Source organism: Lysinibacillus sp. NPDC093712, assembly GCF_050280025.1.
Classification (GTDB): Bacteria; Bacillota; Bacilli; order Bacillales_A; family Planococcaceae; genus Lysinibacillus.
The window spans coordinates 160,020-174,455 of record NZ_JBNNUU010000002.1 but is presented as its reverse complement, the minus strand read 5'-3'; the positions used below and the strand labels follow the sequence as shown (position 1 = coordinate 174,455).

The 14,436-nt window shown below is 32.3% G+C and carries 14 protein-coding genes; 2 read left to right on the top strand and 12 right to left on the bottom strand.

Annotated features, from left to right (window positions below; genetic code table 11):
• The first annotated feature begins 25 nt into the window (after positions 1-25).
• Both ACQKNX_RS08340 and ACQKNX_RS08335 read left to right on the top strand, forming a co-directional pair.
• Entirely contained in the window at positions 26-1,459 is a 1,434-nt protein-coding gene (locus ACQKNX_RS08340) for a hypothetical protein (RefSeq protein WP_427428493.1), read from the top strand.
• Positions 1,456-3,753: an FtsK/SpoIIIE domain-containing protein gene (locus ACQKNX_RS08335; protein ID WP_427428492.1), complete on the top strand. Its 2,298-nt coding sequence runs from the start codon at positions 1,456-1,458 to the stop codon at positions 3,751-3,753. The genes ACQKNX_RS08340 and ACQKNX_RS08335 overlap by 4 nt, the downstream gene beginning before the upstream one ends.
• 25 nt (positions 3,754-3,778) lie before the next feature.
• On the opposite strand, the gene ACQKNX_RS08330 is transcribed toward ACQKNX_RS08335, so the two are convergent.
• The 12 genes from ACQKNX_RS08330 to ACQKNX_RS08275 form a co-directional block, all read right to left on the bottom strand.
• Positions 3,779-4,519 (bottom strand): peptidoglycan recognition protein family protein, encoded by a 741-nt coding sequence (locus ACQKNX_RS08330; protein ID WP_427428491.1) that lies wholly within the window; start codon positions 4,517-4,519, stop codon positions 3,779-3,781.
• A 12-nt stretch (positions 4,520-4,531) separates the two neighbouring features.
• Positions 4,532-4,804: a phage holin gene (locus ACQKNX_RS08325; RefSeq protein WP_427428490.1), complete on the bottom strand. Its 273-nt coding sequence runs from the start codon at positions 4,802-4,804 to the stop codon at positions 4,532-4,534.
• 2 nt (positions 4,805-4,806) lie between these two features.
• Positions 4,807-5,124 carry a BhlA/UviB family holin-like peptide gene (locus ACQKNX_RS08320; RefSeq protein WP_427428489.1) on the bottom strand — a complete coding sequence of 106 codons (318 nt, stop codon included), beginning with the start codon at positions 5,122-5,124 and terminating at the stop codon, positions 4,807-4,809.
• A 99-nt stretch (positions 5,125-5,223) separates the two neighbouring features.
• A complete protein-coding gene (locus tag ACQKNX_RS08315; RefSeq protein WP_427428488.1) occupies positions 5,224-5,694 on the bottom strand; it encodes a hypothetical protein in 471 nt (156 codons plus the stop codon).
• Positions 5,695-5,722: 28 nt separating this feature from the next.
• Positions 5,723-6,013, bottom strand: coding sequence for a hypothetical protein (locus tag ACQKNX_RS08310; protein ID WP_427428487.1), 291 nt, complete (start codon positions 6,011-6,013; stop codon positions 5,723-5,725).
• Positions 6,014-6,184: 171 nt separating this feature from the next.
• On the bottom strand, positions 6,185-7,906 hold the full coding sequence (locus ACQKNX_RS08305; protein ID WP_427428486.1) for a peptidase G2 autoproteolytic cleavage domain-containing protein: 1,722 nt from the start codon (positions 7,904-7,906) through the stop codon (positions 6,185-6,187).
• Between the two features lie 18 nt (positions 7,907-7,924).
• A complete protein-coding gene (locus ACQKNX_RS08300; protein WP_427428485.1) occupies positions 7,925-8,092 on the bottom strand; it encodes a hypothetical protein in 168 nt (55 codons plus the stop codon).
• Between the two features lies 1 nt (position 8,093).
• The gene (locus ACQKNX_RS08295; protein ID WP_427428484.1) at positions 8,094-8,417 is read right to left on the bottom strand and encodes a hypothetical protein; all 324 of its coding nucleotides are present in this window, start codon (positions 8,415-8,417) and stop codon (positions 8,094-8,096) included.
• A 25-nt stretch (positions 8,418-8,442) separates the two neighbouring features.
• Positions 8,443-10,707: a BppU family phage baseplate upper protein gene (locus ACQKNX_RS08290; protein WP_427428483.1), complete on the bottom strand. Its 2,265-nt coding sequence runs from the start codon at positions 10,705-10,707 to the stop codon at positions 8,443-8,445.
• A gap of 43 nt (positions 10,708-10,750) precedes the next feature.
• Positions 10,751-11,116 (bottom strand): hypothetical protein, encoded by a 366-nt coding sequence (locus ACQKNX_RS08285; protein ID WP_427428482.1) that lies wholly within the window; start codon positions 11,114-11,116, stop codon positions 10,751-10,753.
• A gap of 94 nt (positions 11,117-11,210) precedes the next feature.
• Positions 11,211-11,408, bottom strand: a complete 198-nt coding sequence (locus tag ACQKNX_RS08280; RefSeq protein ID WP_427428481.1) for a hypothetical protein — start codon at positions 11,406-11,408, stop codon at positions 11,211-11,213.
• A gap of 16 nt (positions 11,409-11,424) precedes the next feature.
• Positions 11,425-14,418: a phage tail protein gene (locus ACQKNX_RS08275; RefSeq protein WP_427428480.1), complete on the bottom strand. Its 2,994-nt coding sequence runs from the start codon at positions 14,416-14,418 to the stop codon at positions 11,425-11,427.
• Between the last annotated feature and the right edge of the window lie 18 nt (positions 14,419-14,436).

Genomic DNA, 14,436 nt, shown 5'->3' with positions numbered 1-14,436 from the left:
TGAGAAATATGATGGAGGAGGTGAAGTGTCAAACAAAGAACAATCAAAAGAAAATAATCAAGCACTTACAAGTGATATGCATTTCACTAATCCCTATGCTCCACATTACAGAGAAGGTGCAAGCACAGAACTTACAAGGGTATCCGTTAATGGAGAATCCGCCAACATCAGAATTGTTACCACCCGAAATAACGGATATTCTGAAACAAATAATATTAGCTTGCGGAACAGTTTCAGTATCACTAGCTTGCATTCTTCTCATGATATCAGGGATTTATTGGATGATGGGAAACAAAACAAAATCAAAGCAGTGGACAGAGGATATAATCAAGGGATTGGGGTTAGTAATACTTGCTCCGGTATCGATTCTGTTATTAGTAAAACTAGTAAGTTTAATATTCAAAAACACTCCTATCTTAGAGGCATTCTTCTAAGGTTCGCTGTACCCTTTTCTGTACTTACGATTAATCAGATGGAAGCTTCAGCAAAATGGTATGACAGATTTAATCCAATATCTGAAGAAACAGTTAGCAAATACGAAAGTATAGTTAATCAAGTTTATAAAATCTTTGAATGGTTCAAGAACATAAAAGAAAACATAATCGAACTATCAACAGACTTATTGATTTGGATTTTCGAAACCTTAACAAAAGTTGTACTACATACGCCTTCTTTTTTATTCGATTCTGATTGGTTTAAAAGTAACATAGTAACGTTTACAGGTCTGTCAATTGCAATGGTAATTGTGTTATCGATGTATGAAGGTTTTAAAAGAATGTCTGGTCAATTGATAAAAAATAAAACAGTTACCGACATTAAAAAAATCATAAAGAGGTTTCCTTTAGTTATAATTGGCTCTGCATTAGCACCAAGCCTGTTCTACTACGTATTTAAAGGACTTAATAAGCTAACAGACATAATAATTGATTTTGGAAAGCATCAGATGGATAAAGGTATGAGTCAATTAGATATAAATGATATTTCATTATTACAGGTAGTGGGATTTGTAGGGTTCGATATTGCGCTAATTTCTATTTTAATCCCAATACTCCTCCAAAACTTTAGACGTTGGTTTGATCTACTCGCATTAGGTGCATTGACTCCTCTAGCATTGGCATGTTGGGTATTTGATTCATGTGAGCATTTATTTGACATGTGGTGGAATCACATTAAGAAGTGTGCTTCAGTCCAGATTGTATATGCAATATTTCTACTTTTAATCGGTACCTTGTTATTTGGAACAAAATTACCTAACAACGGTTGGGATATTATGATTCAAATGGGGATAGTGATTGGAGGACTATGGCGTATGAATACTCCACCATCTATCATGTCTCGATACAGCGATAAAGGTAGTGATATAAAAACTATGTGGAACGGTGCATATAGAGTTTTAAGACCGTTTAAATTAAAGTCTAACTTGTTCAAAAAGAAATCTAAAGGTGTGAGTGCTAATTGAGTATATTGAGAATTTTTCAACCTAGTGTTGTGGAGAATGAGAAGTATGCTAATTATGACGTTTCTTTAATGCCTCCTGAGCAAGTAAAAGATATACTTTCATCCAACTTTATCGATGGAGTTTTTGGGGTTGAGTTTTTTAGAATAGCAAATAAGCAAACTATAAAATTTTTTTGTCCTCCTCCTTTTCAATTAAAAGGCACAAAACATAAGAGTACATCCAGTCTTTATATAAATATAAATAAAGATAATTCAATTTACGCCCAATTCTATTTAAGAAAATCATCAATGTTTCCAATTGAAATGAATTGTACAGAATCGTTTTGGAAATTATTGACTGACATTATTCCTTCTCATATCAATATTAAGTATCAATTACTCCTTGTATACAGACAAGATAATTGGAGAAAACGAATAATTGATCAATATGATGATTACTTAAATGGAGTACAAAATCCCTCTGATAATGGGATGTTTAGAAAGGTACAGAGATCATTTACAGAAAAGATGGATGAATTATTAAGATGGGAACAAAAGCATTCTGAAATAAAGGAAGTCGGGAAGAAGTTAGAGGAGAACGGGTATCGTTTTAATATACGCTTAGTTTTAATTGGGGGTACTAAGAAGGAAAGGATAAGTTTAATTGACAAAGTAACGGAAAGAATTAACGAGTTCTCATACACAAATCATTGGATAGCCGATAGTAAATTAGACTTTGACGATATGTCTGAACTATTCAATAAGAGAAAATTAGATTTTCCGTCCAAAAATTATGTTTTATCAACATCTGAAATACTACCGTTCATTACTATTAATCAAACATTGCAAGAAAGTGTTAGCGAAGTATCAAGAAAAAATGTTTCAGATATCGTTGAAGATAAAAGGCTGTCCCTTGAATCAGTAGATGGTAGTTTAATGGAACTGTTACCAAAGGGAAATGAAATTGATTTATTTGATGGTACTGATATTGCTAATAAATTTGTATATGCATTAAAGGAAATTAAGCCTTTTAGAAATGAAATGAAACTAGTTAGATATCAATCTGGATCAACTACATTAAAAATTACATTTAATTTACCAAAGCAATTAAAGTTTTCAGAAATAAGCAAAGTAAGTGTGATAAATGATGTACAGATGAAGATGGGAGTTAAACAGCTACAAATAAAACAAGGAGAAGATGTAGGTGAAGTTGATGTGATTTTACCTTTAGATAAGAGACAGAAAGTGTTCTTGAGAAATTACATCGATACTGAACCTTTCAAGGAGTTCGTAAACAATAATCCTTTACCATTCCTAGTTGGGGTAGATGAAATAGGAAATCCTATTTATCAATGTATAAGTAAAATAAAGCACTTACTTGTAGCAGGTTCAACTGGGTCTGGAAAGAGTGTATGGTTGAATCAATTAATTCTAACGTTGCTGATAGTCAAAAATTCATCAGAATTGCAAATGGTCATGATAGATATTAAACAAGTAGAGTTGGTTCAATTCTCATCATTTGAGCAAGTTCAGAAAGTAGTAACTAATGCAGATGAAGCGACTCATTTATTAAAACAATTAATTAAAGAAATGGATAGACGATATGAATTGTTTAAAAGCATAGACGTAAAAAATATTGCTCTCTACAATAAGAGAGTTAAATATAAGCTTCCATATATTGTGTGTGTTATTGATGAGTATGCGGAACTTAAAAATAGAAATAGTGATATAGATGAATATGTCCAATCTTTAACTCAACTATCAAGAGCAAGTGGAATACATTTAATACTAGCTACACAACGTCCATCAGTAGACATCATTTCTGGAGTCATTAAATCTAATCTACCTAGTAAAATCGGCTTTAGATGTGCTAATAAGCGTAGTTATTTAACATTCTTAAATACCGCACCTAAATTTGATTTATTAGGTAATGGTGATGGAATAATGGACTTTGAGGGACAATCTGAAGAGCATATAAGGTTTCAGGGGTGTTTAATCGTAGATGATCCAAATGACGAGAATCTAGAAAATAGATTGATAAAAAATATAGCTAATCAATCTAAAAATGAAAAAGTATCAGTTGAGTTACCTGAAATCGAAGAAGTAGAAACTGAATTAGATCGAGTAAGAAAAATTATTCTTGAAACAGGGATATGTAAAGTAGGGGAGTTAAGAGGAATAGTTAAGATGAACATCAATAAATTGAACGAAATAATGAAGCAGTTAGCAGATGAAGGAATGCTTATACATCCAGAGACACGCCAAAGTGGATATAGAATTAATCCTGAGTATAATAAAAACTCCTCTAACAATTAAGCTAGAGGAGTGAGGTATGTATTGATCATTTTACAAACTTATCATGGTAACGTTTGAGCATTGTTGCAAATTGTTCTCTAGTAATAAAATTTTGTGGATTACTGCCATCGGTAATACCTTCTGATTTTAAAAATTCCCAAGCAACTTTATGAGAATCACTTACTTGTCGTTCAACATATTTATCCTGCTTTTTATCTAACTCTTTTTGTAAAGCTGTAATTTTAGCATCTAACTCATTATATTGTGTCATAGTTAATTCTCCTTTATTTTTACCATTTAATATATCTAACTCATTTTGAACTCTATTTAAGAAAGTTCCCCAAGACTTGTTATCTAGGATACGATGAGGGCAATATTTACCTGACCAATCTTGGTGCTTTTTAACTCTGTCGATTCCCCATCCACGTTCTTTGAGCATCTTAGCAATTAATATAACAGCATTTGCTTCAGCCTTGTTATATTTGTCCCCACCTGATTTAGAGTAGCAAATTTCAATCCCTATTGATGCACGATTACCCTTACCTGATCCATCTCCACAATGCCAAGCGTTACGATTTAACGGAACTACTTCGATAGCTTCTACATCGTCAATAGCAATATGAAAGGATACTTGATTGTTATTAGAGTTATGGTATGATGCTTCGTTTTTAGCAGGAGCGTCATTGTAGGTATTGTGTACTGTTAAATACTCTGCACTCATAGTGAATGGACATTTAATAGAATATTTTGTTGTAGATACGTGTTGTTGTTTATAGATATAAGACATTACAATTCCTCCTTACTTTTTTATAGTCTTTTTATCTAAGACTAGGGGGCTATCTCCAATTTTAGGTGTCGTAAAATCTATAACTGTAGCATATACAAAAGCTCCTAGTGTAATAAACGTATACGGATTCTTTAATGCACTTAATAGTAGAACTCCTAGTTGATCCCAACTATTTATTTCTTCAAAAGTTACTCCTGACATAGCAAATAAGTTAGCAAAAAATACTACTACAATCGCAATCCAAAATTGAGGATTTTTTAATCGTACTTTCCAATTAATTTTCATATTTACACATCTCCATTCTTAAAACTATTCTTTTCAATTCTATCTACTCGAACTTCTAACTTATTCAAGCTATTATTAATACCCTCCAGTGAGTTTGCTGTCCTCTCTTGTGCCTCATCCGAACGTTTTAAATGCTCCATCAATTTATTTTCACGTTCCTTAGATTCAGTTCGATATTCATCATGTAAGACAATTAATCTATCTTCTTGTTTATCATTCTTTTCATAAACTTTTTTTAGAATGAATCCCACTAACAAGATGCAACATATAGCCCAAACTGCTTGCGAAGTTGCAATGTCACTTAAAAATTTTGCATCCATATGTTTTCCTCTTTCTTATAAAAATAAGAAAAGAGCAGGCGAGAATCGAACTCAGACCTACTCTAAACCGAATTTTCCTGATTCGTTTAAATTATGTTTTTAAATGATAATTTCTTCATCACGACTATATGTATCTGGTTTTGCACGTAGTTTTGTCATGATTTCTTCAATACGTTTCTGAATAGTATCGGCATAAGATTCAGCTAGTTCTTGTGCTTTTATTTCTCCAAAATCAACTACGCTAAAGCTACGAGAGAAGGGGATATCAATAGGAAATGTTTTAAATTTTGATCCTAAGCGTAACAACACTTCTACTTTTTCTGTAGGAGTTGTAATTTCTTTAAAAGTAGGCTGATCAAGTTCATCTAAAACAGGTACACCTAGTTCATCTACAATAGGTTCTTTAGTAATCACATTAATAATAGAAGTTTTTGTAATATCACCTGCAATATCTAACTTTTGAGGTACAGCATCTTTAATTAGTTCTTGTTCACTTGTATCTAGAGTTACTGACTTAACCTCCACATTATAGATACCGTTTTCCAAATTACGTACAATATTCAATTTCATAAATAAAATCCTCTTTTCGTTTTTGTTATTATTTGCAACTTGAATTACCTGATATCTCATCAGACATAATCTCTTTCACCATTCTTTGAAGGATGCGAATCACTTCTAAAATTTCTTTTTGAGAGTACTGTTTAGTAATCACGTTACTCAATCGTTCATCATAAATAGCAATTTCAACATAGCGTTCAATTTCAGTTTGATTATTAATCTCAACCTTTTTTACAATAGGAGTGATTAGTTGGTAAATGTCTTTTTCGATTGGTAATTTTACTGATTGAATATTTTCGTCATAATTAGTGTAATCCACCTGTATTGTCATCAATTCACCTCCTTAAAATAAATAATCCCTACCTCAATCAAGAAGTAGGGAAGGGGAGTTAATTTATATACTGAAAACTGTATAATATAACTAGTTTATTCATCTATTGTGTATATTTATTAATGTGATATTTAATAATATTCTTGTTTTATGTAATTTTTATAATATTTATTAATTTAACAGTACACGGACAATATTAGATGCAGTACGTTCAATTACACGCATTTTCGTATGCTCTGAGGAGATTGTAAGCACACCATCAATATCGCTTACCTTAGCAAAGCTATTAATTTGACATGTACCATCATCACGAACTAATAGTTTACCAACCAGTCCTACAGCATCCCATTCAGCACGAATACTTCTTGGTATATATTGTACTTTTTTATCCCAGTTAGGGTTTAATTGAGGTACATAATCTTGTCTTATTTTAGATTGATAAATTGAAGAAGATAACTCTTCATCACTTTCATTTTCTTCAATTCCTAGTAACTCTTCGTATTCAACATCAATATGATGGTATTGAATTCTGCCAAATTCATCAGTAATATATTTATTTTGCCATTCGTCATCATAGGAGTCTCCTACAACAGATGGATTTACTGATATTATACCTAATATATAATCGTCTGAATTCCTTGCTTTTCTTATTTTATCACCATCTAAAGTTACAACATATCCTACTCTATCTTCATTTTTAAAATTTCTATCTAACCATTCGAAATATTCAGCGTAATCAGCTCCCGATGAATTAAAAGCCGATTTACCATAAACCTTACCATCAAAAGTTACTCTGAAGGCATTACTCTTAGTTGTAGAGTTTCCTCCTCCTATAACTAATGCGTCGGCAGTAGTATAGAATGCATTAGATGTACCTATCATATCATTGTTATAATAGCCCATAGCAGTTCCGGCAAAAGTTCTAGCTATAGTTCTAGCATTTTGAGAATGTGAGTAGTCTCCGGAAGCAGTAGTATTATCTCCCTCAGCGTGACTTCCTATAGCATCAGCTACTGTAGTACTGCCTTCCGCATGAGAATATGTTCCTCTAGCTATAGTACCAGAACCTTCAGCATGGGAATGATCTCCTATCGCTTGACTTAACACTCCTTCTGCATGTGAATTATTACCTTGAGCGATAGTAGCGCTTCCTTCTGCATGACTACTAGTTCCGTCAGCAGTTGTTTTAAATCCTTCAGCATGAGAATATGAACCTATAGCTTTTGTAGCACTACCTTCTGAATGACTACTAACCCCTTGAGCTGTAGTAGAAGTTCCTTCAGCGTGAGATGATGCTCCTGAAGCAATACTGGAGTTTCCTTCTGAATGAGAATAGTGACCTGTAGCTTGAGTACTTGAACCTTCAGCATGAGATGCTACTCCATCAGCTACTGAATACGTTCCTTCCACATGAGAATAACTTCCTCTAGCTATAGTACTATCTCCTTCTGTGTGGGAACTATTTCCAGTAGACATAGTGTTAAATCCTTCTGCATACTGATTAGTTCTATTACCACCTAGTACGTATGCAAAGTTAATACCTGCTACTAGTAAGGGAGTATCTATATCTACAGTAACAGAGTTAGTAGTTGTCGATACAACTTGTACTTGTAGTTCTGTAAATGTTGTATTGTTTCTTAAAATTAAAGTATCTCCAATATTTAATCCTGTAGTACTAGTAACGGTTAGAGTTTTAGTTGATGTATTAACAAAATAAACTCTATTTATCCATGTCACAGATTTAGCTAATAAATAAGAACCTATAGCGTTAGCTTCTTCTGATTTATTAATTCGATTTTGATATATGTTACTAGATGTTCCACTTCCACCTGCTTCAATCAAGGCATATAAATCGTCATCTAGTTCATATCTAGTAATCTTATTTCTAGTCATTATATAACCACCTTACTTTTATGATAATGTGGTAATTAGTCTTTCTGCGATTTCTAATTCCACATACGATTTTAGGTTTTCTGGTTTTACATCGTCAATAGTTCGCACCTTACCCATAATACTAGTAGCATAAGCTTTTACTAATGTTCTTTGTACTAATGTTAACCCATCTAAGTGTGCTTCCATTTTATATAATCTCCATTTCCATTAATAATGTAATTGTTTTTATTTTAAAATCTGAGTCCTCTAATTCTTCTTTCGAAGGAGTAGTTGATTCAATAAGGAGTAATTCTTCTCTAATTGTCTTTTCAACATCAGATTCTCCTTCTTCCCAATCAAGACCATTCCATCTAGGTTTATAGAATAATAAAGGTTGGGGTAATGTCTCAAAACAATAATTAGATGTAGGATCTAAATTATCATCTGGAGTATACCTTTCCGTAAAAGTACCCAAATATCTCTCTAATATAAATCCATTATCATCTATATCATAATATTCTCTACGCTCCATTATTTCTCTCCTTCCTTATATAAAATTAAGTAATGAAGCTAAATCCAAAGTATAAATAAGTAGTTCCCGATGTAAATGTATTTGGTACTAATATTGCTCCAAAAGTATCTACTTGTGCAGTAGCAAATGAGTACGCTGTACCATTCCATTTTGATACAGGGAAAACTATATTTTGAACAGGTCTAAATCCTACTGGTAAAGTAGCTACTGTTTCAGAGGATGGTGTTCCTCCTTTATGTATTTGTCCAAAAACATGAACTGTTCCGAATTCATCCTTACGATAACTAGCAAAATCTCCAGAGTGATTCCATCCAGTAGCTAATACTAACGTAGTTTTTCCCACCTGTGTTTTGTTCGCTTTATTATCATTTAGTGTTTTAACTGCTAATGACGAAGCAGATATAGTAGTTTCAGAAGATAATAAAGTACTTGATATTATAGGGTCTAATCTAGTCCAAGCACCCCATATACCAGAGTGTCTAAGTCTTCTAAATGTAGCACTAGCTGTACTACTGCCTGCAAAATAGTATACTTGAGAGACAATGTTATTATTATAATTAATTACTTCAACATAACCCATTCCGGCATATCCAGAGGGTGAGTCTGTTGAACTATTCACGAAATAGAATCCTGTTTCAGTTAATTCATTTAATGCTGATGAATGATATTTTACTTCCAATCCTTTAGCTGTACTACTAATTTTGCCCGTAGCATCAATAGTTATAGTAGTTCCATCGACCATCACATGACCTAATGCTTTAGTACTAGCTTTTAGTTGAGCATGATAAGCCAAGTCAACTTGTACGTCATATAACATATCTAACTCATTTTCTAAAGATGGACTTAATTTATCCCTAGTAATAGTACCGTTTGTAATTAATGCTCCATTAATACCAGTAAAATCACCTTTAGGTATTGTTTTGAATATTCTCAAGAAGAATGTAGATTTTAAATAATCTACCACTGGTTCAGCCAAATGAATTTCAGTATCCGTAACTGTAAAATCAATATCTTCATATAAAGTTAATCCATTAAGAATTAAGAATACTGTGTCAGTTTCCTTTACGAAAGTAGGTTCTGGTATTTGAATGACTGCTTGACCTTCATATTCAGCAGGTAAAGTATGGTCAAATCTTTGGAGTTGTCCTAATTCTCCTTTTTCACCTCGTTCACCTTTTAGAGTAGCTAACCATTGTTGTTCAGTACCTATATACCCATAATCAACAGCTACTTGATACGCTGATTTACCATCTAGCCCTATCTCACCTTGTTCACCTTTAATATTACCAACATTGATGAATTCTTGTTCTAACTCTGACCAGACATATAACTCACCATTTACAGACCAAGCTTCGCCTTCTACACCTACTGGTGGTAATTGTGAAACATCAGTTAATGAACCCTTGATAGTTAATCCTGCACCTGTTTCACCCTTGTCGCCCGTTGATCCTTTTTCAGCAAATAATCTCCAAACGGAAGTGTCTGAAACTGGTACATTTCTGTTATCTTTTAATGCAATGTAAGTACGACCATTAAATTCAACTAGATTGTTTTTTTTATATTGAACACTTGAGTGGTAAGTTCCAGTAGTTTTAAATTCATCAATAATAATGTTCATATCAGCTAAACTTTTCTGACGACTCAACTCATTAGTATTACGTATTTCTTCTTTCTGAATTCTTGATTGTTCATTGAATTGCCTAGTATTTTCTTTGTCAATACGTGTATTTTCATTTAAAATCCTTTGAGCTTCGTTAGTTTCTCTAATTTGCTCTTGTGTAGTTAAAGTATCATTTAAATTCTTAACTTCTTCTTTTATTTTATTTGCTTCATCTAAAGTTCCACTTAGCTCATTTACTGCTTCAGCAACTTCAGTTCGCAATATCTGCACTTCAGCAATTAACTCTTGGAGGATTCCTATATAACTTAAATCTTCACCCTTCATTGAATCGTAAATGAAGCAAGTAAAAGGTTGGATAGATACCATTTGAGAGCCGGAATAAATAGAAAGAACTGTTTCAATTTTACCAACCTCAGACATTTCAACTCCTGTAAAGTTGTATGTTAAGATGCCGTCTATATCTAGAATAGGGTTTCCGACTATAGATTGACCACTAGGTAGTCTGAATGTAATTTCTGAATATGTATAATCAGTTAAATCATATTTCTTTCCATCATCGAATACTTTGAATTGCAATACACCGTTGTCGCCCTGTTTGAAGGTTGGGACTTTACTAGATAACCTTTTTTTTATGTCTACCTCTAGAAGATATTTATTGCTAAAAGACATCTAAATTCTCCTTTCAATTCAAATAAAAAAGAGAGGGGAGGAGTTACTCCTCCGCACTCTCAATGTCTTTGTAATATTTAATTACTCGTTCAAATTCTTCGCACCATTCATCATACATATCTGCAATTTCACCTTTAACATCAAAATCACCATCAAGTAGGGTATCAGCAATCGATAATAGTGTCATTTTATTAAACTCATTTAACTCGATGATATGTTCTTCATTAAGTAAAATTTGTTCCTCTGTAAAGTACTCAGGTGGCATTTCCATAGTTTTTTGATCTTTATCTATGTAAATAATTTCCTTAGCTTCATTACGTAGAGCATAATCTTCAGCTAATTTACTTAATTCGGTTAAAACATTCTCTTCATAGTGAAGTGTTAAAGGTTTGATAAACCTAGTTCTCATACGGCTTTGTTTTCCTTTTAAAGTTAGAGAACAAAGTAGTTCAATTATGTATTTAATTTGATAATTTTTTATCTTCAAGATAACAGCTCCAATCTTATTCAGTTGATTCATTATTTGTAATTAAGTTCATTGGTATCACACTTACGACTGTATGTTTATTAAGAGATGATCCTCCTATACTTACGAACAAAATTTGCTGATTATTCATTCTCTCTGTAAATTCAATTACATTGAAGTATTCATCTACAACATTAAATTTATCTCCAGAATTTAATTTTACCTGATATTTCATATTAGTAATCTCCTTTTTATACATCTGAACGTTTTAGTTGTGCGACATTATATCCACGTTGGTCACGGATATAGACAAATGTACCATTATATGCTATATGTAATCCTCTTACGCCATTTGAATCTTGTGCATAAGTTGCGTCACCAGCGTAATAAGATGTTTGTGCTTGCGTAGCAAAAGATGCTGTATCTGCATTAGATGCTCTTGTTGCTACTAATGCACTGCCAACACTGATATTCTGAGTATTACGTGAACTTGCACCATTGAAGTCTATAATAGAATATGAGTTAGCTCCTAAATAAACATTAGGAGCTAGTAAGTTTAGATTTCCTAAAGTAAATAAGTTGAGATTACCTGAGTTAGCGTTAATAGAATTGATTGAACTGTTAAACCATATTTCAGATTGATTACCTTTTAGTACCAAACGTGAGCCTACAGAGATATTATCACTTATATCAATATTAGCCGAGTTTATTTGAACACCATTGATAGTTCCTCCGTTTATAGTTGTTCCATTAATAATTGTTCCGCTAATATTGGATGCAGTAATATTCCCACTGAAAGTAGCATTACCATAAATATCAATTTCAAATGTTTTAGTTCCACTTGAGTTATATCCACGAATTCCGTAGTCATCCATTTTTACTCCACGATTGGGAGTCTGACTTGTTTGAATGTTAAAGTTTTCCTGAATAGTCGATTTACCAGTATTAGCATTCAATTCAAAAGTAATTCCACCACTAGCATTATATCCAGTAATTCCACTAGAAGTTATCGCAACTCCACGATAAGAGGAAGGGGAGGACTTGATTGTTAAATCCCCAATAATCTCAACTTGACCAGTAATCGCATTAACATTGAACGTTCGGACACCGTTAGAGTTAAATGACCTAAATCCACTATTATCAAGTTGGATTCCTTGATTTGCGTTTGAAGAGGTTCTTATATCAAGTGCACCGTCATAGATTCTTAATCCATATTTATAAGTTGAAGAATTATTAGGGTCAGTATATCTTCCTAATTCAACTTTCTTTGTCTTGTTAGCATCAAAAATAGTTTGAACTGCACCATCAATAGTAAATAAGCCTAAATCGCTTTCTACCACTAATTTATTACCAAGTATTAATTTCCCTGCTAATTTTTCAGCATGTACACCTCGCTTAGAAATAGCAACAGAAATTGAATTCCCTCCATCTGGAGTAATGGCTAAAATCCCATTATTAATAACCAAATAAGCTTTATCATCTTGTATATCTCTACTATAGAATCCACGTTCATTCATTGTATTAGAGTTCTCATATCCGCCAACTAATACATTTTTAGCAGTATCAAATTCACTATTAATAATTTGAGTAACCATGTTGTTTGCATTAACAGCAATATCTAACTTGTACTTATTCATATTGACCATAGTAGAGGTGTTAGCGGAAGAATAAATCATATCTACTAATTTAGCATTGTCATCAATTAAATCCTTTTCATTAGCAATAGTTAATGATATGTCATCTTTGTCAATATCCCAGATTATCTCGATAATTTTAGAGGAAATACTAACTTCTAAAGTTTCTGATTGTAATTTAACAATATCACCTAGATTGATCTTATCTCTGTCCGCAATGAATTCTATATCATTAAGGAAATTGACTATGTTTAAATTCAATGTTATAGCAGGTTCATTTACTTTTTTGAAATGAGAAATACTTGCTTCTAATAAGTCTTTTTCTTCGCTAATAGTATCATCTATGAAGTCTTTTGAAATTATAAATTTATTTAACTCCAACAATTGAGGGCGAGTATAATTATTTTCAACAAGTAATAAAGTTTTAAGTGTAAGGATTTTACTTTCTATTCCGCTGATTTGATTTTTCTTGCTAGTAATTAAAGTGTTCTTATTTAGTATTTCTACATTCTTAGCATTTATTTTTGACATAACTAATTGATAGTCTGGTCGAGAAGGGGCTTTCTCATCGTATGTAGCATTAATTGCGTCTAACTCTAATTTAAAGGTTGTTAATTCAGTCTCTAATACACTTAATTCCTGTTGGAGTGTAACTAGTTCTGCATTTTTAGCAGTCAAGTCAGAAGATAAAGATTCAAATTCACCTTTTTTTGTATTTATTAGTTTATTGTATTTTGTTATAGCGATACAAAGACCATCTGACATGTAATCAGAATGAGTTATTACATTAAAATTGTCATCACATTTAAAAGGATGCATATACCAACTAAAGTCTTCAAGATAGTTCGAGCCAGTGGGGGAGAGAGAACGAAATTCTAATCCTTCTGATCCATAACAATACATGCGTGTTACAATCTCATCAATATTAATATCTACATCAAATGATTCTAAATATCTTCCTTTTTTTAATTTCCATCCTCGATTTAATCCTAATTTATCTGGATTGTAGAATGAAACTTTCTGATTGACCGTATCAAAAACAATTAGTGCATTAAATTTAGTTGCTACATCATAAAGACACTGAAGTACTGTTGATGAATCTATCTCAAATGAACGTCTTAAAGCATTAGATGTATTTACGTCAAAATCTACATCAATATGTCCCATCGACCAGTCTGTTTCAGTAAGAAAGTCGAAGACTAATTCAGATAAGGTATACGATGTGACTTCGTAGCTTTTTATTGGTTTATTATTAAGTAGATAAGCAGAGCTGTATAACTTGTAAGAAATTGATTCTCCGTCATTAGACATTGATTTATTTTGACTTAAAACCACAAAATACTCGGTTGAATTTTTAAATTGTAATTCAACAAAATAGTGTTGCTTAACTTTAGTTATAAGAGGGTTATCTATCAGTTCGTGATTTCTATCTATATAAGGGGGGATAGTGAAAGATAACTCATTAACTGTACCTAATTTTTGATGAAGTTTAACATCGTAAATATCTTTTAATTTATGTATCCTAGTCTTATCTGGTTTACATAGGTAAATGTTTGGTTTCATAGCTTTTTTCGATAAGACGTCATCAATATATAATGATAAAATATTCAAATATTATTTTCCTCCTTT

Excerpts from the sequence above, each read along its gene's own strand:
- ACQKNX_RS08330 (WP_427428491.1), bottom strand. The coding sequence starts at position 4,519 with ATGTCTTATATCTATAAACAACAACACGTATCTACAACAAAATATTCT.
- ACQKNX_RS08325 (WP_427428490.1), bottom strand. The coding sequence starts at position 4,804 with ATGAAAATTAATTGGAAAGTACGATTAAAAAATCCTCAATTTTGGATT.
- ACQKNX_RS08320 (WP_427428489.1), bottom strand. The coding sequence starts at position 5,124 with ATGGATGCAAAATTTTTAAGTGACATTGCAACTTCGCAAGCAGTTTGG.
- ACQKNX_RS08315 (WP_427428488.1), bottom strand. The coding sequence starts at position 5,694 with ATGAAATTGAATATTGTACGTAATTTGGAAAACGGTATCTATAATGTG.
- ACQKNX_RS08310 (WP_427428487.1), bottom strand. The coding sequence starts at position 6,013 with ATGACAATACAGGTGGATTACACTAATTATGACGAAAATATTCAATCA.
- ACQKNX_RS08305 (WP_427428486.1), bottom strand. The coding sequence starts at position 7,906 with ATGACTAGAAATAAGATTACTAGATATGAACTAGATGACGATTTATAT.
- ACQKNX_RS08300 (WP_427428485.1), bottom strand. The coding sequence starts at position 8,092 with ATGGAAGCACACTTAGATGGGTTAACATTAGTACAAAGAACATTAGTA.
- ACQKNX_RS08295 (WP_427428484.1), bottom strand. The coding sequence starts at position 8,417 with ATGGAGCGTAGAGAATATTATGATATAGATGATAATGGATTTATATTA.
- ACQKNX_RS08290 (WP_427428483.1), bottom strand. The coding sequence starts at position 10,707 with ATGTCTTTTAGCAATAAATATCTTCTAGAGGTAGACATAAAAAAAAGG.
- ACQKNX_RS08285 (WP_427428482.1), bottom strand. The coding sequence starts at position 11,116 with ATGAGAACTAGGTTTATCAAACCTTTAACACTTCACTATGAAGAGAAT.
- ACQKNX_RS08280 (WP_427428481.1), bottom strand. The coding sequence starts at position 11,408 with ATGAAATATCAGGTAAAATTAAATTCTGGAGATAAATTTAATGTTGTA.